This is a genomic window from Bradyrhizobium sp. HKCCYLRH1034 (assembly GCF_051168375.1).
Classification (GTDB): domain Bacteria; phylum Pseudomonadota; class Alphaproteobacteria; order Rhizobiales; family Xanthobacteraceae; genus Bradyrhizobium.
Window position 1 is genome coordinate 204,866 of record NZ_JBNPUW010000004.1, and the last position, 21,964, is coordinate 226,829.

General features: G+C 65.0%; 20 protein-coding genes. 9 read left to right on the top strand and 11 right to left on the bottom strand.

All coding sequences use genetic code 11. From position 1 onward, the window contains the following. Positions 1 to 63: 63 nt before the first annotated feature. The 3 genes from ACQR0W_RS11175 to lptF are packed head-to-tail and all read right to left on the bottom strand — an operon-like array spanning position 64 to position 4,837. Positions 64 to 2,574: an LPS-assembly protein LptD gene (locus tag ACQR0W_RS11175; protein ID WP_315826795.1), complete on the bottom strand. Its 2,511-nt coding sequence runs from the start codon at positions 2,572 to 2,574 to the stop codon at positions 64 to 66. Continuing rightward, on the bottom strand, positions 2,574 to 3,671 hold the full coding sequence (gene lptG / locus ACQR0W_RS11180; protein ID WP_315712392.1) for an LPS export ABC transporter permease LptG: 1,098 nt from the start codon (positions 3,669 to 3,671) through the stop codon (positions 2,574 to 2,576). Before lptG ends, ACQR0W_RS11175 begins: the two co-directional genes overlap by 1 nt. Continuing rightward, positions 3,668 to 4,837, bottom strand: a complete 1,170-nt coding sequence (lptF, locus tag ACQR0W_RS11185) for an LPS export ABC transporter permease LptF (RefSeq protein ID WP_315749956.1) — start codon at positions 4,835 to 4,837, stop codon at positions 3,668 to 3,670. The genes lptG and lptF overlap by 4 nt, the downstream gene beginning before the upstream one ends. A 340-nt stretch (positions 4,838 to 5,177) precedes the next feature. Between lptF and ACQR0W_RS11190 the strand changes: the two genes are divergently transcribed. The 4 genes from ACQR0W_RS11190 to ACQR0W_RS11205 all read left to right on the top strand — a co-directional run bounded on the left by ACQR0W_RS11190 (position 5,178) and on the right by ACQR0W_RS11205 (position 8,708). Beyond that, on the top strand, positions 5,178 to 6,713 hold the full coding sequence (locus ACQR0W_RS11190; RefSeq protein ID WP_316170415.1) for a leucyl aminopeptidase: 1,536 nt from the start codon (positions 5,178 to 5,180) through the stop codon (positions 6,711 to 6,713). A 9-nt stretch (positions 6,714 to 6,722) separates the two neighbouring features. Continuing rightward, positions 6,723 to 7,175 (top strand): DNA polymerase III subunit chi, encoded by a 453-nt coding sequence (locus tag ACQR0W_RS11195; RefSeq protein WP_315749957.1) that lies wholly within the window; start codon positions 6,723 to 6,725, stop codon positions 7,173 to 7,175. A 204-nt stretch (positions 7,176 to 7,379) separates the two neighbouring features. Beyond that, positions 7,380 to 7,874 carry a hypothetical protein gene (locus tag ACQR0W_RS11200; protein ID WP_315712649.1) on the top strand — a complete coding sequence of 165 codons (495 nt, stop codon included), beginning with the start codon at positions 7,380 to 7,382 and terminating at the stop codon, positions 7,872 to 7,874. 15 nt (positions 7,875 to 7,889) lie between these two features. Next, a complete protein-coding gene (locus tag ACQR0W_RS11205) occupies positions 7,890 to 8,708 on the top strand; it encodes a phytanoyl-CoA dioxygenase family protein (RefSeq protein ID WP_316170416.1) in 819 nt (272 codons plus the stop codon). Here the strand turns inward: ACQR0W_RS11205 and ACQR0W_RS11210 are convergent. Further along, positions 8,705 to 8,938: an acetyl-CoA carboxylase biotin carboxyl carrier protein subunit gene (locus tag ACQR0W_RS11210; RefSeq protein ID WP_315712384.1), complete on the bottom strand. Its 234-nt coding sequence runs from the start codon at positions 8,936 to 8,938 to the stop codon at positions 8,705 to 8,707. The genes ACQR0W_RS11205 and ACQR0W_RS11210 overlap by 4 nt on opposite strands. A 156-nt stretch (positions 8,939 to 9,094) precedes the next feature. Here ACQR0W_RS11210 and ACQR0W_RS11215 point away from each other — a divergent pair, with 156 nt between their 5' ends. Further along, on the top strand, positions 9,095 to 9,493 hold the full coding sequence (locus ACQR0W_RS11215) for an avidin/streptavidin family protein (RefSeq protein ID WP_315712383.1): 399 nt from the start codon (positions 9,095 to 9,097) through the stop codon (positions 9,491 to 9,493). Positions 9,494 to 9,624: 131 nt separating this feature from the next. On the opposite strand, the gene ACQR0W_RS11220 is transcribed toward ACQR0W_RS11215, so the two are convergent. The 3 genes from ACQR0W_RS11220 to ACQR0W_RS11230 all read right to left on the bottom strand — a co-directional run bounded on the left by ACQR0W_RS11220 (position 9,625) and on the right by ACQR0W_RS11230 (position 12,192). Beyond that, positions 9,625 to 11,490: an ABC-F family ATP-binding cassette domain-containing protein gene (locus tag ACQR0W_RS11220; protein WP_315826797.1), complete on the bottom strand. Its 1,866-nt coding sequence runs from the start codon at positions 11,488 to 11,490 to the stop codon at positions 9,625 to 9,627. Positions 11,491 to 11,541: 51 nt separating this feature from the next. Continuing rightward, entirely contained in the window at positions 11,542 to 11,733 is a 192-nt protein-coding gene (locus tag ACQR0W_RS11225) for a hypothetical protein (RefSeq protein ID WP_315712381.1), read from the bottom strand. A 189-nt stretch (positions 11,734 to 11,922) separates the two neighbouring features. Continuing rightward, positions 11,923 to 12,192: a sulfur globule protein precursor gene (locus ACQR0W_RS11230; protein WP_315712648.1), complete on the bottom strand. Its 270-nt coding sequence runs from the start codon at positions 12,190 to 12,192 to the stop codon at positions 11,923 to 11,925. A 285-nt stretch (positions 12,193 to 12,477) separates the two neighbouring features. Here ACQR0W_RS11230 and ndk point away from each other — a divergent pair, with 285 nt between their 5' ends. Next, the gene (ndk, locus tag ACQR0W_RS11235; protein ID WP_315712380.1) at positions 12,478 to 12,900 is read left to right on the top strand and encodes a nucleoside-diphosphate kinase; all 423 of its coding nucleotides are present in this window, start codon (positions 12,478 to 12,480) and stop codon (positions 12,898 to 12,900) included. 79 nt (positions 12,901 to 12,979) lie between these two features. Beyond that, positions 12,980 to 13,843, top strand: a complete 864-nt coding sequence (locus ACQR0W_RS11240) for a TerC family protein (protein ID WP_315712379.1) — start codon at positions 12,980 to 12,982, stop codon at positions 13,841 to 13,843. Between the two features lie 37 nt (positions 13,844 to 13,880). On the opposite strand, the gene ACQR0W_RS11245 is transcribed toward ACQR0W_RS11240, so the two are convergent. Continuing rightward, positions 13,881 to 14,966 carry a substrate-binding domain-containing protein gene (locus tag ACQR0W_RS11245; protein ID WP_315826799.1) on the bottom strand — a complete coding sequence of 362 codons (1,086 nt, stop codon included), beginning with the start codon at positions 14,964 to 14,966 and terminating at the stop codon, positions 13,881 to 13,883. A gap of 118 nt (positions 14,967 to 15,084) precedes the next feature. Between ACQR0W_RS11245 and ACQR0W_RS11250 the strand changes: the two genes are divergently transcribed. After that, positions 15,085 to 16,572: an aldehyde dehydrogenase family protein gene (locus ACQR0W_RS11250; RefSeq protein WP_315826800.1), complete on the top strand. Its 1,488-nt coding sequence runs from the start codon at positions 15,085 to 15,087 to the stop codon at positions 16,570 to 16,572. A 370-nt stretch (positions 16,573 to 16,942) separates the two neighbouring features. Further along, complete coding sequence (locus tag ACQR0W_RS11255; RefSeq protein ID WP_315777495.1) at positions 16,943 to 17,365, top strand: globin family protein; 423 nt, start codon at positions 16,943 to 16,945, stop codon at positions 17,363 to 17,365. 7 nt (positions 17,366 to 17,372) lie between these two features. Here ACQR0W_RS11255 and ppx read toward each other — a convergent pair whose 3' ends face one another. The 3 genes from ppx to ACQR0W_RS11270 form a co-directional block, all read right to left on the bottom strand. Beyond that, the gene (gene ppx, locus ACQR0W_RS11260) at positions 17,373 to 18,872 is read right to left on the bottom strand and encodes an exopolyphosphatase (RefSeq protein WP_315826938.1); all 1,500 of its coding nucleotides are present in this window, start codon (positions 18,870 to 18,872) and stop codon (positions 17,373 to 17,375) included. A 42-nt stretch (positions 18,873 to 18,914) separates the two neighbouring features. After that, positions 18,915 to 21,110, bottom strand: a complete 2,196-nt coding sequence (locus tag ACQR0W_RS11265; protein WP_316170417.1) for an RNA degradosome polyphosphate kinase — start codon at positions 21,108 to 21,110, stop codon at positions 18,915 to 18,917. 135 nt (positions 21,111 to 21,245) lie between these two features. Continuing rightward, complete coding sequence (locus ACQR0W_RS11270) at positions 21,246 to 21,923, bottom strand: DnaA ATPase domain-containing protein (RefSeq protein WP_316164711.1); 678 nt, start codon at positions 21,921 to 21,923, stop codon at positions 21,246 to 21,248. Between the last annotated feature and the right edge of the window lie 41 nt (positions 21,924 to 21,964).

The window sequence follows — 21,964 nt, forward strand, 5'->3', positions numbered from 1 at the left end:
GCCACGGCTCCCGACGAGGGACTTTCGAACCCCACGGAGCGGCCCGTCGGAGACTGGCGCGCACTACTGAAGGCCGCCAGCCCCGGTTCCCGTCGACGAGGTCGTGGCAAGCGTCCGAAGCCCGATCTGGAGCATATAGGCATGGCTCAGAACGGGTGGAGTGGTGCCTGCCGTATAGTTATACGACGTTACATAGTTGGCGGCCAGCACGAAACAGTCGTCCACATAGCCCGCGCCGATCACATACTGGTTGATCTTGTTGGCAGCGAGGTCCCACCGCGCGGCGCCCGTCACGACCCAGTTCGGTGCCACCTTGACCGAGCCGCTACCCAGGATGCCCTCACGACGGGTGAGGTAACCGATCGCCGGATCGGCAGCATAGTTGCCGTAGGTCAGGGCCACCGACCAGCGGTCGAAGTTCGCCTTGGCTTCCGCCTCGAAGCGCTGGATGTTCAGGGTCTGCTGGTCGAACCGGCTGCGCATGCTGAACGTGTAAGTGCGGTTCGGCGAGTAGTCGACCCGCGCCACGTAGTCCGAGACGTTCTTGTCCAGGCCGGAGCCGATGGCGGTGTTGTTGGCGTCCTGCACCGCGAACGAGTTCATCCCGAACAGGTGATAGGACTGGCCGAACAGCACGTTGATGGTGCCGCCGCGGTCGAACTGCGTGGTCGCCTGGACGCCGACATTGGCGCGCCCGCCGCCCTCGACGCGGTCGTAGCCGGAGAACTTGTCGACGCTGAACAGGTTGCTGGCGTCGAACACCATGCTCTGGGCGTCCTCGTTCGGCAGCCGGCCGGCATAGGTCTCGTTCGGCCGGATGATCACTTGCGCGATCGGCTCGATCGTCGTCGTGCCCCACGGCTGAACGTTGATGAACGGGTAGCGATATTCCAGGCCGACCGTCGGCATCAGCCGCAGCGCCTGGGTGTCGCCGGTCTGCAGGAAGTTGCCCACACCCGGCTGGTTCGAGACGTTGGCGTTGATCGCATCCGCGCGCAGGATCGCGAACGGCGTCCAGATCTGGCCGTAGGGATCCGTGAACGACCGCCGCCACTCCGCCTGCGCAGTCAGGCGGGTGTAGGTGCCGGGCGTGGCGCGCAGCAGGCACTGCGTCGGCAGGCGCGCAAGCGGGTCAGCCGATGTCGTCGTGCACAGGCCGTTGGTGTTGGCCGTGGTGGTGATCGGATCGAACACCGCCGTCTGGCGGCTCAGATTGACGAAGTTGGTCTTGTAGCTGAACTCGCCGCCGAACACGGGATAGTTCAGCACGTTCGAGTAATCCAGCACCGGATAGACCACCGGCACGGTCTGCTGGTTGCCCGAGAAGCTCAGATAGTGGATCGCCCTGACGTCGAAGAAGCTGCGGCTGCCAACGCCGGTCAAATACAGCTGCGAGATCGCCTCGGTCGGCAGGCTCATGAACGAGTTGAACGGGTCGCGGTACTGCGCCAGCCGGTAATCCGACAGGAACATGTAGTCGGACAGCAGAATGCCGTCCCAGCCCCAGACCCACTTGTCGTTGAGCGCGAACTGGCCCTTGGTGTCGACGCCGCCGCGGAACTGGCGGTCGCCCGGCTGGCCGGCGAAGGCGTTGCGGTCGAGCTGATCGATGCCGTACAGGCGCACCTGATAGCCGCCATTGCTGAGGCGCTGGCGGAACTCGGTCTGCAGCAGCACGCCCTGCTTGGAGGTGATGCGCGGCGTGAAGGTCGCGTCGTAATCCGGCGCGATCGCCCAGTAATAGGGGATGTCGACGCCGAAGCCGTAGCCGCCGGTCTGGGTGACGCCGGGCATCAGGAAGCCGCTCTTGCGCTTCACGGTCGGATCGGGCGTCGAGAAGTAGGGGATGTAGGCCAGGGGAACGCCGAAGAATTCGAGCTGGGCGTTCTCGAAATACAGCATCTTCTCGGTCTGGTCGTGGATGATGCGCGCACCCTTGACCTGCCACAGCGGCGGCTTCTTCGGATCGTCCTTGCACGGCGCGCAGGCGGTGTACACGCCGTTCTCGAAGACGGTGTAATTGCCCTTGGAGCGGTCGGCGCGGGTCGCCGCCATCCGCGTCTGATCCTCGGTCTCGACGCGCAGCGAATCGACGAAGCCGTCACGATAGTCGTCCGACAGATCGAGGCTGTTGGCGTAGGTGATCTTGCCGTCGGCGTCGGTCATGCGGATGTTGCCTTCCGCATGCAGGCGCTTGGTCTTCTGGTCGTAGATCACCCGGTCGGCCTCGACCGAGGTGCCGTTGTAGAACAGTTGCACGTTGCCGACCGCCGACACGCGCGAGTTGTTGTAGTCGTAATCGACCTCGGTCGCCTGCACCAGCATCTGGTTGTCGTTGGCGACGCGCGGCGGCGGCGCCTTGGGCGGGCGCGGATTGTAGGTGAAGCCCTGCGCCACGGCAGGGGTCGGCGCCACGACCGCGATCGCAGCAGCGACCATCAGGCCGAGCCCGCAGGCCATAACGAATCCAAGTACGCCAGACCCGGCGCGACGCACGCGCGCGCAACCGACGCGCGCAACGGCATGCTGCCGAAGCGCGGCGAGCGCTGTCTGACGGACGGCAACGAACGACACTAGCCGTCCTCCTGGTAGAGCAAGGCCATGAAGCCGGTGAGGCCGCCGACGAACACCGGCAGCCACGCCGCAGCGATCGGATTCATCAACTCAGCCTTGCTCAAATCTTCAGTTACTTTCGACAGAACGTAGAGCAGAAACCCGGCGCCCACGCCACTCAAAACCATTTTCTGTACGCCACCCATTCGGAAGAACCTGAGCGACACGGACGCAGCCAGCATGACCATCGCAGCCAGCAAAAACGGCTGCGCGATCAGCTTATGATACTGCAGTTTGTACCCCGCGGTCGCGAAGCCCGAGCTCTCCGACGAGCGGATGTATGTCGGAAGTTGCCAAAACGACACAGTTTCGGGGGTGGAGAAGCTGTTTCGGACCTGCGCCGGCGTCAGGCTGGTCGGAAGAATGTACGTCGGTTCGTCGACCGGCGGCGCATCGAGGGAGAATCGGCGCACGGACCGGAAGACCCACCGGCCTTCTTCCAGGGTCGCCTCGCGCGCTTCGATTCGCTCCTTGAAGTGCTTGTCCGTATCAAAACGGAACAGGGTCAGTCCGGTCAGGCGGACGCCCTGCTGCTCGCTGCGCGCGGCATTGATGATGACAGAGCCGTCGGGGTTGATCTGGTTGAGCCAGAAGCCGGCCGCGTCCTGCACGCCGCCGCCCGGGGCGGCGCCGAACAGCTCGGCCTCCATGCGCTTGGAGAGCTCGCGCAGATTTGCCGACATCGGGTTGTAGAGGGTCGTCGCCATCAGCCCGAGCACGATGGCGCTTGCCAGCGCCGGCGCGATGAACTGCCAGGCGGAGACCCCGGCCGCGCGTGCCACCACGAGTTCGAGTCGGCGCGACAGCGCGAGATAGCAGGTCATGGCGCCGATCAGGACGCAGAACGGCATCATCTTCTCGAGCAATTGCGGCACCCGGAACAGCGACGTCTCCGCCACCATCAGCGCCGAGGCCGAGGCGAGCCCGGAGGTCTTGCGCACCATCTCGATGTAGTCGACGAGCACGAGCAGGATGAAGATGCTCGCGAACACGCCGACCGCCGAGACCAGGAAGCGGCCGGCGAAATAGCGCCCGAGCGTGTTGGTGACCATGCTCATGCGGTGGCCGGCCTTCCGAACAGGCGTGCGATCCGCGCGTTCGACCGGTTGATGGCTTCCATCAGCCGCGCCGGCGGCTCGACCACCACGCCGCCGATGATGATCCAGATGCTGAGGCCGAGCACGCCGAACAGCATGAGGTACTGCACCAGCGCCGCCATCGGCGTCTTCACGGTCATGACCGAGCAGGCGAAACCCGCCATGCGGACGCCGAACACGGCGAGAATGGCGCTGCCGAACGAGAAGTTGCGGCTCTGGCGTGTCGTCCGCGGCGCGCCCAGGAATGCGAAGGTGAGGGCTGCGAAGGCGAACGGATAGATCGGCGCCAGGAAGCGGTCGTGCAATTCCTGGCGGAATTGTCCGGGGATCTGCTTGTAGATCGGATCGTTTTCGGCGGGCGCCATCAGTTCCCACAGATAGCGCTCGCGGATGCCGAGCGTGACGTCGCGGCCCTGGTTCGAAAACTTCGACATGTCGAAGGCGTAGCGGGCGAACGCGACCATCGCCGGCTCGCGCTTGCCGAGCTCGAAGCGTTCGAGATTGCCGTCCTCCAGCACCAGGAACGAGCCGTCGGCATTCTTCACGACGGTGCCCTTCTCGGCGATGATCGTGATTCGCTCCTTGGGGTCGCGGCGGTCGTCGATCAGGATGCCGGACAGCTCACCGCCGGGCTGGCGCTCGCGGATCCGGATGGTCAGGTTCTGGTCGAGCTGCGCGAACCGCCCGGGCTGTAGGATGTTGGCGAGCACGTCGGCGGTGATCTCGGCATCCCACTGCTTGATCCGGCGCAGGCCGTCGGGGGCGAAGAAGGCGGCGATCACCGTCACCAGCACGGCTACCGCGCAGGTGGCATAGGCGAACGGCACGAACAGCCGGATCGGCGACATGCCGGCGGCGTTCATGACGATGATCTCCGAATCGGTCGCCAGCTTGTTCAGTGTGTGCGAGACCGCGATCATCAGCGCGATCGGCGCGATGACGCCGAGCAGGGAGGGAATCACGAGCCCGGTGATGCCAAGGAAGGTCAGGATCGTCTGGCCCTGGCTGGTCATCAGGTCGATGCCGCGCAACGCCTGCGTAATCCAGATCACGCCGGTGAGGCTGACCAACACCAGCGCGAACGACGCCAGCGTCGTGCGAAAGATGTACCTGTCGATGGACCCCATCGTCTGCGCTCGATCCCCAATCAGCAGTCCCGGAACGAGCGCTGCAGCCCCCCCTTGAAACGGGTCCCCCAAGGCCGCTGTCGCCGTGACGTTCCAAGAGCAGTGAATATCATTACCATCTCGTTGATCCGTCGACAAAATGGCTGTGGCGTGGCGCCCCGAAAATACGGTCAAAATTTCATGATTGTGACTGGCCCGCCACGCGGCGCTTGGCAGCCGCGGTCCGGGCAGGCCATACTGCTGTCAAGTTGGGTTCCGAACTGCCGCCATCCGCGTCTGGCCCTTGAGGTTTTCGGTCGGACGTGGCGGCTCATCACGTCGAAATTTGGAGGATTGCTTGATGTCCGACGCCGTCAAGGTCGGCTTCGTCCCGCTGTCGACCGCCCCGCGTGGCATCGTGGTGGCGTTCTGCGATGACACCCTGCGTCTTGGAGTCGCGACCGAGAAGGCGCTCGGGGGAGCCTCGGACCTGATCAAGCGCGCGGCCGAGGCAGCCCGGTTCAAGGGCAAGGATGGCGCGGTGTTGGATCTGCTGGCTCCTGAGGGAATCAAGATTCAGCGCTTGATCGTCATCGGCATCGGCAAGGGCTCGGACCTCAAGGACAAGGATTTCCTCAAATACGGCGGGACTTTAGCCGGAAAGCTGAACGCCGGAACTGAAGCGGTGGCGGTGCTCGCCGAGCTGCCTTCGGGACCGCTGTTGCCGGATCAGGTCAGCTCGCTGGCCGCCGGGATCCGGCTGCGGGCCTATCGGTTCGACCGTTACAAGACCAAGAAGAAGGACGAGGAGGGCGCCGTCAGCGCCAATGTCTCGATCGCCGTGGCGGACGTCGCGGCGGCCAAGAAGGCCTTCGCGCCGCGATCCCACGTGACCGACGGGGTGATACTGGCGCGCGATCTCGTCAACGAGCCGCCGAACGTGCTCTACCCGGAAGAGTTCGCCAAACGCGCTGCCGCCTTGCGCAAGCTCGGCGTCACCGTCGAGATCCTCGACGTGCCCGCGATGAAGAAACTCGGCATGGGCGCGCTGCTCGGCGTCGGCCAGGGCTCGGCACGGCCGAGCCGCACCGTCGTGATGCACTACAATGGCGGCAAGCGCGGCGAGCAGCCGGTCGCCTTCATCGGCAAGGGCGTGTGCTTCGATACCGGCGGCATCTCGATCAAGCCGGCCGGCTCGATGGAGGACATGAAGGGCGACATGGGCGGCGCGGCCTGCGTGGTCGGCCTGATGCATGCACTCGCCGCACGCAAGGCCAAGGCCAACGTGATCGGCGCCATCGGCCTGGTCGAGAACATGCCGGACGGCAACGCCCAGCGTCCGGGCGACATCGTCACCTCGATGTCGGGCCAGACCATCGAGATCATCAACACCGATGCGGAGGGCCGCCTCGTGCTCGCCGACGTGCTGTGGTACGTCGCGACCAAGTTCAAGCCGAAATTCATGATCGACCTGGCGACCTTGACCGGCGCGATCATGGTCGCGCTCGGCACCGAGCATGCCGGTCTCTTCACCAACAATGATGATCTCGCCGACAAGCTGTTCAAGGCGGGGCAGGAGACGGGTGAGAAGGTGTGGCGCATGCCGCTCGGCCACGAATACGACAAGCTGATCGATTCGCAGTTCGCCGACATGAAGAATACCGGCGGACGCCATGGCGGCTCGATCACCGCCGCGCAATTCCTGCAGCGCTTCGTCAACGACACGCCGTGGGCGCATCTCGACATCGCCGGCACCGCGATGGGCGCGCCGAAATCGGAGATCAACCAGAGCTGGGGATCGGGCTATGGCGTCCGGCTGCTCGATCGGCTGGTGTGGGACTCCTACGAATCCAGATCCGACACCAAAGCCGAAGCCAAATCCGGCGGCAAGGCGTGACGCGGGGCGATGACCGAAGTCCTGTTCTACCACCTGCAGAACATGACCGTGGAAGGCGTGCTGCCGCCGCTGCTCGAGAAGTCGCTCGAGCGCGGTTGGCGCGTCGTGGTGCAGTCGACATCGGAGGAGCGCGCGGATGCGCTCGATGCGCATCTGTGGACCTATCGCGACGATTCGTTTCTGCCGCACGCCACCTGGCGGGTGGCCGATGTGGCCGACCAGCCGATCGTGCTCGCGGTGGAAGAAAGCAATCCCAACGGCGCGAACGTCCGTTTCCTGGTGGATAACGCGGCGCTGCCATCGGACTCGCACAGCTACGAGCGCATGGTGCTCGTGTTCAACGGCGATGATGCGGACGCGCTCGCGGCTGCGAGATCGGCGTGGACCGATTGCAAATCGCGGGGATTCGAGGTCACCTACTGGCAGGCGGATGAGCGGGGGCGCTGGCAGCGCCGACAATGATGCGGAGGCCCGTGAAGCGCCGATGATGGCAGCGCCGCGTGATTAATGATAATCTGCCGATTTACCGGCAGAGCGTTGGCAAAGTCACGAACGTGCCGCAAAGTGATGTTGGGACAACACGTTAGAGTGTCCACAGGTTGCAATTCAGCAAGGTTCATCGTGCGAGACCACACCAAACAGCTGACGCGCGCTCTGGCGTTCCTTGTGCTTGCCCCGGTCGTCGCCGGATGCTCGAGCACGCCCGATTTCCTGTCCAAGGACGCTGAGTGGTTCAACCGGCCGCAGCGCCTGTTCATCAGAAACATCTCGATCGACGCGCCGCCGCTGACGCCGGACAAGCCGGTCACGGCTGAGGATCTTGTGAGCGCCGAAGGCGCATGCCCGGGCATGGCGCCTGCGGCCGATGCTGCGGGCGCGAACGCGCTGGCGAATGATCCCGCCGCCGCGACGCCGGCTGCCGGCGGCACCGTCGCACTCGGCCACACCGAATGCGACGTGGTGCGCGGCATCGGTGCACCCGACAACGTCAACATCTCGAGCAATGGCGGCGAGCGCGTGGCCACGGTGACCTGGCTGCGCGGCGCACGCGCCGGCGTCTACACGTTCAGCTCCGGCCGCCTGACCTCGGTCGAGCGCGCGCCCGATCCGGGACCGGCGCCGAAGGTGGCGAAGCCGAAGGCGAAGAAGCGGACGAGCTGACGGCGGGAGGCGGCCATGCAAATAACCGGCCTCCGTCGCGAGTTGGAGGAGGCCGGGTATGCGGTACGCCGTGATTTTCTTCCTCGCGAATTGTTGGAGGCCGGCAATCGAATCAAGTCTCGGGCCAGTCTTGAGGCGAGAGCGGAGCCCCATCTCGGGCTTGTTGTCTCGGTCAACTTTTCGGTCGATTTCGCGCCGATCATTCTCTTCGATGCACAATATGAATTGTTGGAGCGCGCCGGATACCGGGATGCGCGCTTTTTTGCTGGATTTCTGATCTCCAAGCCGGCCGGGTGTCCGAGGCTGCACTGGCACCAGGATTGGTGGGGCTGGTCGAGCGCCGTGAGTTACGGCGCCACGCCTCCAATTCTCTATTTCATGTACTATTTGACCGACACGAGTGCTGCAAACGGATGCTTGCGCGTGCTTCCCGGCAGTCATCGGCGCAAGAACGATCTACATGCATTGATCGAGGGCAGGCCGACACATCCCGATCGGATTCTGCATGTCGACGACGTGCTGGTTTCCACGAGGCCAGACGAAGTTGATATTGCTGTTCGGAAGGGGGATCTCATCGTTCGCGACGGCAGGCTCCTTCACGCATCCCATGCGAACAATTCGAGCGAAGACCGAGCCCTGATCGTATTGTCCTTCGTGCCGTTCTGGTCGGATCTCCCGGAGGGGCTGCAATGCGCCTTCGACAGAAAGCGGCCCAAGATCGAAAGATCCTGGCCGTCCGCCGAGGCCGAGCGCGTGCTGGATCGAGCGACGGTCTACAACGGCGCGTCGTCGCCGATCCATCTGCAGAGGACTCCGAACTTCGGCGACGATTAAGCTGCCGCGTCCTCCGCATCCAGCTCCATCACGACATCGGTCGCGTTCAACGTATCGCCCGCTTTGCGCCTGACCTGACTGATTGTCCCGGAGTAGGGAGCTTTCACCGACAGCTGTGATTTGGCCGCCTCGATGACGTAGAGGACCTCACCGGTCTTCACCTTTTGACCGGCCTTGACGCAGACGTCGTAGAGCAGGCCGTCAAGTCGAGCGTAAAGCTGCTTGTTCATGTTTCGTCCTCCTGAATCGCCTCAATCGAACCTCAAACATCAACGTCAGCTACCAAAAGTAGAGCAATTTTGATTCTGCTACAATGGCGCTTTCAATCTTATGGATGTATGTAGTCATCGTTGCTACCTCTAGCTCTGGGCATAGCGAGGCGCGCCATGAAGTGGTTCTTCAGCAAGTATCTTTTCGCAGGCATGATTGTCGTGGTTTCGTCGATTGCTGCGCGTGCCGACGTCCTGCCGGCGCCGTCGAGATGGACCAATCAACGAGGCTCGGTTCTCGAGATCTGGTCAGTCACCGATGGGCAGGTGCGAGGGCAATTCACCAACAACGCATCTGGGTTCGCATGCCAGGGTATTCCCTATCCGGTATCCGGCAGATCCGCCGGCAGCGCCGTTATGCTGGTCGTGACTTTTGCCCAGTGCAATTCCATCACGCGTTGGAGAGGCCAAGTCGGCGGCAATCAACTTCGGGCGAATTGGAATCTCTTCTACATTCAGCCCAACGGTGATCTCGGCAATCTGCCGGGTGCCGACCTGTTCCAGCGAACCAATTGATCCGGTCGCTCGCTCCGATCCCGCATTCAGCCGTGCTAGCCGCCGACCGCGAAGGCTTTCGACTTGGAAGCATCTGAAAGCCAAGCTATCGGCGACTTTCGGCCGAATGCCGATCCGAGGCTCGGGGCACTTCAGCTCCCCGCCTCGTCATGCAGCGTGCTGGCTTCCAGCCACTGCTCCTCGGCGCGCGCCAGCGCGTCGGCGGCATTGGCCCGCGCCTTCGACAATTGCGCGGCCTGCTTCGGGTCGCGCGTGAAGATGTCGGGCAGCGACAGCGCGCCGTCGATCTTGGCGATGATCTCGGTGATGCGGGCGATCTCGGCTTCGGCTGCCGCAATCTTCTGCTTCAGCCCGCTGCGCTTGTTGTCGCTGCGGGGCCGCTCGGTCTTCTCGGCGACCTGAGAGCGCTCGTTGTCGCGGGCCGGCGTGCTGCGCGTCGACAAGACCATGCGCCTGTAGTCATCGAGGTCGCCATCATAGGTCTTCACGGTGCGGTCGGCGACGACCCAGAGGCGGTCGGCGCAGGCCTCGATCAGATAGCGATCGTGCGACACCATGATCACGGCGCCGGGAAATTCGTTGATCGCTTCGGCCAGCGCGGCGCGGCTGTCGATGTCGAGATGGTTGGTCGGCTCGTCCAGGATGATCATGTTGGGGCCGAAGAAGGTCGCGAGCCCGAGCAGCAGCCGCGCCTTCTCGCCGCCCGACAGGCTCTTCACCAGCGTGTCGGCGGCCTTGCCGGAAAATCCGATCGCGCCGGCGCGCGCGCGCACTTTCGATTCCGGCGCATCGCCCATCAGCTTGCGCACGTGACTATACGGCGATCCGGTCTCGTCCAGCTCATCGAGCTGGTGCTGGGCGAAATAGGCGATCGACAGCTTGTCGGCGCGCGTGACCTTGCCGGAAAACGGTGTGAGCCGGCCGGCGAGCAGCTTCACCAGCGTGGACTTGCCATTGCCGTTGGCGCCGAGCAATGCGACGCGGTCGTCATTGTCGATGCGTAAGGTGACTCTGTTGAGCACCGGTTGCGCGGGATCGTAGCCGACCGAGGCGTTGTCGACCGCGATGATCGGCGGCGACAGCAGTCGCTCCGGTGCGGGGAAGGTGATCTCGTGCACGTCCTGGGTGACGAGCGCGGTGATCGGCTTCATCCGCTCCAGCATCTTGACGCGGGACTGCGCCTGGCGCGCCTTCGAGGCCTTGGCCTTGAAGCGCTCGACGAAGGCCTGCAGCCGCGCACGCTCCGCTTCCTGGCGCTTGACCGCCTTGGCATCGAGCATCTCGCGGGTGGCGCGCTGTTCCTCGTAGGAGGAGTAGCTGCCGCGATATAGTGTGAGCTTGCAACGGTCGAGATGCAGGATCTGGTCGACGGAGGTTTCCAGGAGATCGCGGTCGTGGCTGATCACGATCACCGTGCGCGGATAATGCGCCAGATGATCCTCGAGCCACAGCGTGCCCTCGAGGTCGAGATAGTTTGTCGGCTCGTCCAGCAGGAGCAGGTCGGGCGCGGCGAACAGCGTTGCCGCAAGGGCGACCCGCATGCGCCAGCCGCCGGAGAACTCGGCGCAGGCTCGCGCCTGATCCGCGGCGGAAAATCCAAGGCCGCTGAGAATAGCGGCCGCGCGCGCCGGGGCGGAATGCGCGTCGATGTCGACGAGCCGGGTCTGGATCTCGGCGATGCGGTGTGCGTCATGGGCGGTCTCGGCCTCCTGCAGCAGCGCATGCCGCTCGAGGTCGGCCCGGAGAACCACCTCGATCAGGCTTTCGGGCCCGCTCGGGGCTTCCTGGGCCAGGCTGCCGATGCGCCACCGCGGCGGCACGGTGATGCTGCCGGTCTCCAGCGACAGTTCGCCGCGGATCGCCTTGAACAGGGTCGACTTGCCGGTGCCGTTGCGGCCGACCAGTCCGACGCGCGCGCCGGGCGGAATCTGCACTGAGCTCTGGTCGATGAGAAGCCGTCCGGCGAGGCGGATGGAGATGTCGGTGATGGAAAGCATGCGCGCCTTGTCACCGCGCGCGCGGCCAAAGGCAACCGCTTTGTCGCGGTCTCAGCGGCCGGAGAGGCTCATCCCGGTCTCGTCGCGCTTTCGCAACTCGTTCATCAGGTCCGCAAGCTGAGCCGGCAGACGAGAGCCGTCCGGCGGCAGGCTGCGTTGCAGGCGTTCGCCGACGGCCTCGCAGATCGACCGGCTGGTCTTGCGATCGAGCGCCTCGCTGAAATCGGCGGTGCGGCCAGACATGAGGGAGTTCCACGAGCAGTTGCAGGACGATGCCGTAACAAGTCGTGACCGCTCGATTTGTTTCCCGCTCCCGACCGGAAGACCCCGAAATGAGGTTGAAAATGCACAAAAAAAGCCCCGGCGTGGGGGAGACGCCGGGGCGATGCGAGTTCGGTGCGGCGGGGGGCGGGTGCCGCGCCGAGGCTCGTATCAATAGCAGCGGTTGATCCACCGCCAGCGCGGTCCCCACGGGGTCGGAACCACGCGGCGCACGTAGCAGCCGCCATAGCCGTAGCTGTAGACCGGGCCACCGACGAAGAAGCGCGGGCCGTAGAACGGACGGTGCCATCCGCCGTAGCCTCCGTGCCAACCGCCCCCATGCCAGCCGCCATGCCAGTGAGCCGAGGCGGCAGTCGGGGCGAGGGCGGCTGCGCCGAGGGCAACGGTGGCCGCCGCGATGAGGGAGAGTTTGCGCAACATGATCGTCTCCTGGATGACAGCGCTGGTGGCGCCGAAATTGTCCGACGGATGAGGCTGGGAGAGGGCGGCCACCGGTCGTATTGCTGGCTCGTCCTCGCCCGATGCGAACACCCTAGGAGCTTCGAGCTGAACACGGGTGGCACGGAGCCTTCAGACTATGTTCAGAATTGTGAAATTGTCGTAAGGCGTCGCGCTCCGGCAGGGGCCCCGGTCGCTTGCCGTCGGCCGATCGCGTCGATATAAGCCCGCAACTCACCGAAATCCCGCACCTCCAAGGACGATATCATGGCGATTGAGCGCACCTTTTCGATCATCAAGCCCGACGCGACCGAGCGTAATCTCACCGGCGCGATCAACGCGCTGATCGAGAAGGCCGGCCTGCGGATCGTGGCCCAGAAGCGCATCCGCATGACCCGCGATCAGGCCGAGACCTTCTATGCCGTGCACAAGGCGCGGCCATTCTTCGGCGAACTGGTCGATTTCATGATCTCCGGCCCGGTCGTGGTCCAGGTGCTGGAGGGCGAGGGCGCCATCCTGAAGTACCGCGACGTGATGGGCGCCACCGACCCGTCGAAGGCGGCCGACGGTACCATCCGCAAGCTGCATGCGAAGTCGATCGGCGAGAACTCGGTGCACGGTTCCGACGCGGCGGAAACGGCAGCGATCGAGATCGCGCAGTTCTTCTCCGGCAACGAGATCGTCGGTTGATCGATCCTCGTGCGGCTGAGGGCCCCCTCAGCCGCACGACCTTCGTGCTCTGCGCTGAACTTATCTGAAAGGCCCGGCCGTGAACTGGCTATCGCAACTCGCCGATTCCGCCAGCTTCGGCCATGTGCTCGCTCAATTCGAGGCCGACCTGCAGAGCCCGGGCTTCTGGCTCGCGCTCGGCAAGATCGTCTGGATCAATGTGCTGTTGTCGGGCGACAATGCGCTGGTCATCGCGCTCGCCTGCCGCGGCCTGCACGGCAAGCATCGCTTCTGGGGCATGGTGGCCGGCTCCGGCATTGCCGTCGCACTGCGCATCGCCTTTACCGGCATCGTCGCCACCCTGATGGCGCTGCCATACCTGAAATTGATCGGCGGGCTGGCACTGATCGTGATCGCCGCCAAGCTGCTGGTGCCCGAGGACGAGAACGACGAGATCGCGGCCGGCACGACGCTGTGGCATGCGGTCCGCATCGTCGCGCTCGCCGACCTCGTGATGAGCCTCGACAACGTGATCGCGGTGGCTGCGGCCGCCAACGGCCAGGCGTCCCTGCTGATCATCGGCCTTGCCATGAGCATCCCGCTGATCATCGCGGGTGCCGCGCTGATCATGCTGGTGCTCGATCGGGTCCCGCTGCTGGTCTGGCTCGGCGCGATGCTGCTCGGCTGGGTGGCCGGCGAGGTGATCGCGACCGATCCCGCGATCGAGCCGATGCTGCACCATCTGCTCGACGGCACCGTCCTCATCAACATCGAGGCGACCTCGGCGCTGTTCGCCGGCAAGACCAATCTCGCGAGCCATGTCGATGTCATGGAGACGCTGATGTCGCTGATCGGCGCCGGTGTGGTGCTGATCGCCGGCTCGATCTGGCGCGGCCGCGCGCTGCAGCGTCAGGCCGAGAGCGAGCTGCAGCCGGTGCCGGCGCGCGGCGTCGATCTGCCGTAGCTGATCGTCAGGACGCGCCGCATCCGACCGGGCGGCGTCAGGACTCCGCATCCAGCCGATCGAGGAATTCGCGGACGGTGTGGACCGATCCCGTGGCCGCTGGCTGGTAGCCGGGCAGGGCAGCAACGGCGCGATGGAATTCGTCGCCCTTCATCACCTCGAGCACCCGCCGCATCGGGTCGGTTTCCAGAAACGATTTATGGCAGGCGAAGAAATAGTCCTCGGTGAGGATACGGATGAAGTCGAGCCCGAACTGCCGCGCGGCAGCCTCGACGCCGAAGCAGACGTCGGCCATGCCGCTCGCGACATAGGCGGCGACGGCGGCATGGGTGAACTCGATCTGCTGCGCGCCATTGATGCTGGTTTCGTCGATGCCTTGTGACGCGAGCAACTGATCGAACAACAGGCGGGTGCCGGAATCATGATCGCGATTGACGAAGCGCGCCCTGCCGTCGGCAAGATCGGTCAATGAACGGATGGACAGCGGATTGCCGCGCTTGACCATCAGCCCCATCTCGCGGGTCACGAAGCTGATGACGCAGTCCTGCTTGGGATCGAGCCAATCCCGGCAGGCCTGGATGTTCTGGGCACGCAGCTCGCCGCGCGGCAGATGCAGTCCCGACAGGTCGCATTCGCCTTGCGCCAGCGAGGCCAGCGAATGCTGGCTGCTGACATAGCGGACATCGACCCCGACGCCTGACTCGCGATCCAGCAGCTCGCGCAGCTTGGCGACGGCAAAGCCGTGGCTGGCGTGAACGCGGATCACGCCAGGATGCGACTGCAGGAACGGCTTGATCTCGGTCACCAGCTCCTGCGCCAGATTGTCGAGCTGCGGGCCGAGGCGAGCCTGCATGCGCTCGCCGGCCCAGACCAGCTTGTCGCCGAACGCCGTGAGCTTCGATCCTTTGCCGCGCTGGGTCTCGACCAGCGGCACGCCGAAGAATTCAGACCACTGCTCGATCAGATTCCAGACGTGACGATAGGACAGATGCGCGTCACTGGCCGCGCTGGTGATCTTACCCGTCCTCCCGATTTCACTGAGCACGCGGAGCATCACGACGATGCTCTGCGGGCCGTCGTCCTTGTAGAAGCGCCAGACAGGTTCGATCGCGATCCGCAACATCAGGGCCCGCTTGTGAAGTCGGCTTCATATGACCGCCGGCCATAGGCAACAGATATCATATTTACGAACAGATATTTGTTCTTACCTTCATTGGTATACAACAAACGGAGGAAATATGATGTCGATTGCATATGATTACGAGCGCGGCTCGAGGGGGACGTCCTATCTGACGAAGCCGTTCCAGCTCCTGATCGGCGGCCGGCATGTTCCCTCGGTTTCGGGACGCACCTTCACGTCGCTCAATCCTGCAACCGAGCAGGCGATTGCGACGGTCGCCGAGGGCAATGCCGAGGATGTCGATCTCGCAGTCGCCGCGGCCCGCAAGGCCTTCGAAGGGCCGTGGCGAACGATGCGTGCGGCGGAGCGCGGCGCGATCCTGCTGAAATGGGCGCAGCTGTTGCGCGACCATGCCGACGAGATCATCGAGCTCGAAAGCCTCGATGCCGGCAAGCCGGTGTCGGCGATCCTGCGCCAGGATCTTCCCGCCGCCATCGATACGCTCACCTATTACGCCGGATGGGCCGACAAGATCAGCGGTGAAGTCGTCTCCACGCGCGATGATGCGCTGACCTATACGGTGCGCGAGCCGGTCGGCGTGGTCGCGGCGATCGTGCCGTGGAATTTCCCGCTGATGATCGGGATGTGGAAGCTCGCGCCGGCGCTGGCCTGCGGCTGCACCGTCGTGATGAAGCCCGCCGAGCTGACGTCGCTGTCGGCGCTGCGGATCGGGGAGCTCGCGCTCGAAGCCGGACTGCCGCCCGGTGTTCTCAACATCGTGACCGGCCCCGGGCGCACCGTCGGCGAGGCACTGGTCAACCACCCCGACGTCGACAAGGTCACGTTCACCGGCTCGCCCGGCGTCGGCCGCGGCATCATGAAGGCGGCGGCCGGCAACTTCAAACGCGTCTCGCTCGAGCTCGGCGGCAAGTCGGCCAACATCATCTTCGACGATGCGAACATCGAGGCCGCCGCGAAGGCTGCGGCCAGCGGCATCTTCTTCAACACCGGGCAGGTGTGCTCGGCCGGATCGCGGGTGCTGGTGCACGAGCGCGTGTATGACGAGGTGGTCGAGCGCCTGACCGAGCGCGCACGGGCGCTGCGGATCGGCGATCCGCTCGATCGCGCAACCTCGCTCGGACCGGTCATCTCCGAACGGCAGATGAAGACGATCCTCGACTATGTCGACATCGGACGCAACGAAGGCGCCACGCTCGTCACCGGCGGCCAGCGCGCGGCCGCCCGCGGCTATTTCGTCAGCCCCGCCGTCTTCGCCGGCGTCACGCACGACATGCGGATCTCGCAGGAAGAGATCTTCGGACCCGTGGTCAGCGTGATCAAGTTCAGGGACGAGGCCGAGGCGCTGCGGATGGCGAACGGCACGGCCTACAGCCTGGCCGCCGGCGTCTGGAGCCGCGACATGGGGCGCGTCCATCGCTTCGCCAAGCGCCTGCGCGCTGGCACCGTGTGGATCAACACCTATGGCTACACCGATGTGCGGCTGCCTTGGGGTGGCGATCGTGACTCCGGACTGGGCCGCGAGCACGGCACGGCCGCGCTGGACAACTTCACGGAGCCGAAATCCGTCTGGATGAACCTCGCGGTGTGAGCCAGGCGTCGGCTGACGCGGACGGCCGCCATTCGCATCGGCGGCCGTCTGCGCGATCCAACGGATCAGTCGGCCTTGGCGCCGGTCGGCGGCTGGCGTGTCGGCGTCCTCCGATGGCCTGTGAGAAGCACGATGGCCGTCGTGTTTGTTGCCGTTACCGTCTTCGATCACTGAGTCGGCCAGCCATCGTCGCGGCAGGATCACAAGCCAATCGACAGCGATGCGGCACGGTGCCGCGCCTTTGCCAGGTACCGCAGGGCGCGGTCCTCTGTTTCTTATAATCTTGAACCCGTTCGCGCCGCCGCGACACCACCACGTCGAGCTCCACTGATCGGGCCATGATTGGAATTGTTTCGAATTGGACTTGCGCATGTTGACTGCAGATGAGATTGCGCACGTCAAGTCGTCGTTCGACTTGGTATTTGCCAATGCTACACAGATGACGACGACGTTCTATGACCGCGTCTTCGAGCTCGCGCCGGAATGTCGGGCGATGTTTCCCGCCGACATGGACGTGCTGAAACGGGACTTCATCGCGACCCTGGCGGTCCTCGTCGGCAGCCTCGATCAGACGACTGGTCTGTTGTCGAGCACCGACATCCTCGGCCGCAATCATGCGCGCTATGGAGTCCGGCCTGAGCACTATCCGGTGGTCGGCGAAGCACTATTGTGGAGCCTCGCCAAAGGACTTGGTCCGCATTGGAATGATGAGGTCGAGCAGGCCTGGCGCAAAGTCTATGGCGTCATCGCCAAGCGCATGATCGCAATTTCGGTCGGCGCTCGGCGGCCCTGATCCGGATCTAGCTGCGCACGATCGAGCCGGAGCGGCCGACGAGACGCGCGAGCTGCTTGAAGCGCCCGCCGACACGATCGGCGACGAGGTCGACCATCTGGTGCTCGAACACCAGCATCAGCTTGCGATCCTGGGTGCGGAAATGCGTTGCGGGCAGCACGCCGGGCCGCGCCGCCGAGATCAGATGCGCGACCCGAAACGCGGTGCCGAGCAGGCGCGCACGATCGATCTGGGCCGGGCTCAGCTGCTCGGTGAGGGCAGGCGCCGCCGCCTCGTCGCGCAGGCCCTCGTAGCGGAAGAACACCGACAGCGCGACGAAGATGCGGCCCTCGTGGTTGATCGAGCCGAAATTGCCGTTCAGAACGATGCCGTAGGTCTGCTCGCCGCGATGGTCCGGATGCATGCGCCAGCCGATATCGGACAGCAGGCAGGCGGCGTGCCGCAGCCGGCGCTCGTCCTCGGTCTCGCGCATGTGCATCACGCGGAACAGGCGGTCGGTCCAGTCGATCAGCTCGCGGGCATGCTGGGCCGAGCGCGACAACAGCTCGTTGAGGCCCTGCGCCGCGCAGAGCAGCCCGTCCTTGGCGCGCTCGGCGTCTGGAAGCTTGGAGTAGAGCAGGCCCTCGCGCACGCCGAAGGTCGAGAACACGACAGTCGTCGGCCTGGCGACGCGGATGATGTGCTCGAGCACCAGCGCAGCATAGGCAAGCAGCGGGCGCCGCGCCTCGGCGATCGCTTCGATGTCGGCCAGCATGTCGGCGGCGACGAGACGACGCAGCCGGCGCACGAAGGCCAGCGCATCGGCCGCCGGAATCGCATAGCCGTGCATCACCCCGAGCGGATAGCCGCTCTGGATGATGTGGATGCGCGCCAGCGCGCGCCAGGTGCCGCCGACCGCATAGAAGGTGCGGTTCTGGCCGGCCAGCAGTTGCGGCAGGTCGGTCAGCGCCTCGCTCGCGATCCGCTGCGCCTTCTTCAGCGATTTCTCGGCGAGATCCTGCAGCGCCAGGCTGCCGAGCGGCAGGGTGACGCCGCTGCGGACCTGGTGCCCGCGCACGTCGATCAGCTCAAGTGAGCCGCCGCCGAGATCACCGACGATGCCGTCGGGCTTGTGAATGCCGGAGATGACACCGAGCGCCGAATAGCGCGCCTCTTCGGGGCCGGTGAGGATCTGGATCGGGACGCCGCAGATCTTCTCGGCCTTGGCGATGAAATCAGCGCCGTTCGAAGCATCGCGGCAGGCGGCGGTCGCGATGGCATGCACTTGCCCCACCCGCTGCACCTTGCACAACGCGCGGAAGCGCTTCAGCGCGGTCAGCGCCTTGTCGACGGCATCGGCCGCGAGCAGGCCGGTGGTCTGGACCTCGCGACCGAGCCCGCACAGCGCCTTCTCGTTGAACACGGTCACGAGGCTGCGTTCCATCGCCTGGTAGACGACGAGACGGACCGAATTCGAGCCGATGTCGATGACACCGACGCTGGCGGACCTCGTGCCGGGCCGCTTCACCACGGCATGTCCCGTTGCAGAAGGCCCCGGTGCAGACAGCCCCTATGAAGGAGGGCGTTCATTCCGGCGCGTGAGCCGGCGCGGCGATGATTCCTTGAGCGACTTTCCACGGCCGGACAGACTCGGATTCGTCATGAAGTAATTGTGCAGGTTGAACGGCTCCTCGCCCTTCGCGGCCTTCATACGCGTTGACGACCCGTCCGGCAACAATTGCCAGCTCTGCTCGGTATCCTTCAGGTTTGCGACCATGATCTGTTCCAGGACCTGCTGATGGACGGTGGGGTTCTGAAGCGGGCACAGCACCTCGACGCGGCGGTCGAGATTGCGCGGCATCATGTCGGCCGAGGAGATGTAGACGGCGGCCTTGGCGCTCGGCAGGCCCTGACCCATACCAAAGCAGTAGATGCGGCCATGCTCGAGGAAGCGGCCGATCACCGATTTGACGCGAATGTTCTCCGACAGTCCGGGGAGGCCGGGACGCAGGCAGCAGATGCCGCGCACGATCAGCTCGATCGAGACGCCGGCCTGCGAGGCCTCATACAGCGCGTCGATGATGTCTGGATCGACCAGCGAGTTCATCTTCATCCAGATCACGGCCGGCTTGCCCTGGCGGGCGAAGCTGGTCTCGCCGTGGATGTGCTCGATCATGCGCTTGCGAAGCGTGAGCGGCGACACCGCCATCTTCTCGATGTCGATCGGCTCGGCATAGCCGGTGATGTAGTTGAACACCCGCGTGACGTCGCGGCCGATCACCGGGTCCGATGTGAAGTAGGACAGGTCGGTGTAGATGCGCGCCGTCACCGGATGATAGTTGCCGGTGCCGGTGTGGACATAGGTCGTGAGGCTGCCGCCCTCGCGGCGCACGACCATCGACAGCTTGGCATGCGTCTTCAGCTCCAGGAAGCCGTAGACGACCTGCACGCCGGCGCGCTCCAGATCGCGGGCCCAGCGGATGTTGGCCTCCTCGTCGAAACGCGCCTTGAGCTCGACCAGCGCTGTCACCGACTTGCCGGCTTCGGCAGCTTCCACCAGCGTGCGCACGATCGGGGAGTTGTTGGAGGTGCGGTACAGCGTCTGCTTGATCGCGACGACGTCCGGGTCGCGCGCCGCCTGCTGCAGGAACTGCACGACGACGTCGAACGACTCGTAGGGGTGATGGACGATCAGGTCCTTCTGCCGGATGGCGGCGAAGATGTCGCCGCCATGGTCGCGGACACGCTCGGGATGGCGCGGCACATAGGGCGCGAATTCGAGGTCGGGCCGGTCGACGCGCGTCAGTTGCGACAGCTCGTTCATCGCCAGCACGCCGTCGACCAGGAACACCTCGTCATCGGTGGTCGAGAGCGCATTCTGCACGAAGCGGCGCAGCTCCTCCGGCATGTTGGCCTCGATCTCGAGCCGGATCACCGAGCCGCGACGGCGCCGCTTCAGCGCGGTTTCGAACAGCCGCACCAGGTCTTCGGCCTCTTCCTCGATCTCGATCTCGCTGTCGCGGATGATCCGGAAGGCGCCCTGGCCCTTCACGGTGTAGCCCGGAAACAGCCGGCCGATGAACAGGCCGGTCGCCTGTTCCAGGGTGATCAGGCGGATCACGCCATCCTTGGAGCCGGGGAAGCGGATGAAGCGGTCGATCTTGCCGGGCATGCGGATGAGGGCGTTCATCGGGCGCCCGTCGGCGGAGCGGATCAATTGCAGCGCCACCGTGAAGCCGAGGCTCGGGATGAATGGGAACGGATGCGCCGGATCGATCGCGAGTGGCGTCAGCAGCGGGAAGATGTTGGCGAGGAAGTGGTCCTCGATCCAGGCGCGCTCGCTCTTGGTGACGTCCTGACCGTCGACGAGCACGATGCCGAGCTCGCCGAGAAACTTGCGCAGGTCGCGCCAGATCGCCTGCTGGTCGATCGCGAGCTGCGACACCGTCTCGTTGATCAGCTTCAGCTGCTCGGTCGGCGTCAGCCCGTCGGGGCTGCGCTCGGCGATGCCCTCGCGGACCTGGGCGCGGATGCCGGCGACGCGCACCATGAAGAATTCATCAAGGTTGTTGGCGGAAATCGACAGAAAGCGCACCCGCTCCAGGGCGGGATGCCGCGGATTGACCGATTCCTCCAGAACGCGGCGGTTGAAGTGAAGCCAGGACAATTCCCGATTGATGAATCGCTCGGGGCTCGAGGCAATCTCGATGGACGGCGCGGCGACCGGTTCTTTCTCTGAGATTTCAGTAACTTGCTCGGTATCCATCGGAATTCGATCCATATCCATCCAGTCGCGAACCAGTCGCGAACGGTCGACCGTAGCCCAATCTGGGTAACCAGGGGATGACGTTGCCGGCACCATTGGGGTTCCGTGCCCGTCCGCCGTCAAGATGGCCGCGGGTCACAGCGGGCGGAGCAGCTCCGCCGCCAGCGCCCGGGTGACCGGCCGTCCGAGCCGCAGGGACTCGTCGTCCAGCAGTGCGACGGTCTGGCGGGCGGCCGCGTAGGACCGTTCGATGTGGCTTGCGAGATAGCTGACCACGGTCTCGTCGATCGCCAGTTGCCGGTCCGCGGCCAGCTTGACGATCAAGGCGCGGAACAGCTGGTCGTCGGGCGGCAGCAGCGTGACGACCGGGACGGCGCGCAGCCGCGACCTCAGATCGGCCAGGGCGATGGGCAGGGCCGCCGGGGCCTCGCGCGCCGTGATCAGCACGAAGGCCTCGTCCTGGCGGGCGAGGTTCAGCAGGTGAAACAGCGCTCGCTCGTCGAGATCGGTGGCCGTCAGATCCTCCAGCACCAGCGCGCCGGTGGCGAGTGCCCCAGGGACCACGCTCGCCTCGAGGGCATGCGCGGACAGGGATCGGGCGCCAGCCCGCTCGGCCCAGATCGCGGCGAGGTGGCTCTTGCCAGAGCCGTCGGGGCCGACCAGGAACATGGTCCGCGCCGGCCATTCCGGCCAGGCGTCGACCAGAGCGAGCCCGGCCGCGTTGCCTGGACCTTCGAAGAAATTGTCCCGCGTCAGGCTCTCCGCATGCGGCAGCGCGAAGGCCAGCTGACGAGGGGGGATATGGCCGGCCAAGATCGAATTGCTCCGTATCGTGTGGTGCGTGAGGTCGGGAC

Bases quoted from the DNA above. Each gene is read 5' to 3' on its own strand.
- ACQR0W_RS11265 (WP_316170417.1), bottom strand. From the start codon at position 21,110: ATGGATACCGAGCAAGTTACTGAAATCTCAGAGAAAGAACCGGTCGCC.
- ACQR0W_RS11250 (WP_315826800.1), top strand. From the start codon at position 15,085: ATGTCGATTGCATATGATTACGAGCGCGGCTCGAGGGGGACGTCCTAT.
- ACQR0W_RS11190 (WP_316170415.1), top strand. From the start codon at position 5,178: ATGTCCGACGCCGTCAAGGTCGGCTTCGTCCCGCTGTCGACCGCCCCG.
- lptG (WP_315712392.1), bottom strand. From the start codon at position 3,671: ATGAGCATGGTCACCAACACGCTCGGGCGCTATTTCGCCGGCCGCTTC.
- ACQR0W_RS11220 (WP_315826797.1), bottom strand. From the start codon at position 11,490: ATGCTTTCCATCACCGACATCTCCATCCGCCTCGCCGGACGGCTTCTC.
- ndk (WP_315712380.1), top strand. From the start codon at position 12,478: ATGGCGATTGAGCGCACCTTTTCGATCATCAAGCCCGACGCGACCGAG.
- ACQR0W_RS11230 (WP_315712648.1), bottom strand. From the start codon at position 12,192: ATGTTGCGCAAACTCTCCCTCATCGCGGCGGCCACCGTTGCCCTCGGC.
- ACQR0W_RS11210 (WP_315712384.1), bottom strand. From the start codon at position 8,938: ATGAACAAGCAGCTTTACGCTCGACTTGACGGCCTGCTCTACGACGTC.
- ACQR0W_RS11255 (WP_315777495.1), top strand. From the start codon at position 16,943: ATGTTGACTGCAGATGAGATTGCGCACGTCAAGTCGTCGTTCGACTTG.
- ACQR0W_RS11215 (WP_315712383.1), top strand. From the start codon at position 9,095: ATGAAGTGGTTCTTCAGCAAGTATCTTTTCGCAGGCATGATTGTCGTG.
- ACQR0W_RS11245 (WP_315826799.1), bottom strand. From the start codon at position 14,966: ATGTTGCGGATCGCGATCGAACCTGTCTGGCGCTTCTACAAGGACGAC.
- ACQR0W_RS11225 (WP_315712381.1), bottom strand. From the start codon at position 11,733: ATGTCTGGCCGCACCGCCGATTTCAGCGAGGCGCTCGATCGCAAGACC.
- ACQR0W_RS11205 (WP_316170416.1), top strand. From the start codon at position 7,890: ATGCAAATAACCGGCCTCCGTCGCGAGTTGGAGGAGGCCGGGTATGCG.
- ACQR0W_RS11195 (WP_315749957.1), top strand. From the start codon at position 6,723: ATGACCGAAGTCCTGTTCTACCACCTGCAGAACATGACCGTGGAAGGC.
- lptF (WP_315749956.1), bottom strand. From the start codon at position 4,837: ATGGGGTCCATCGACAGGTACATCTTTCGCACGACGCTGGCGTCGTTC.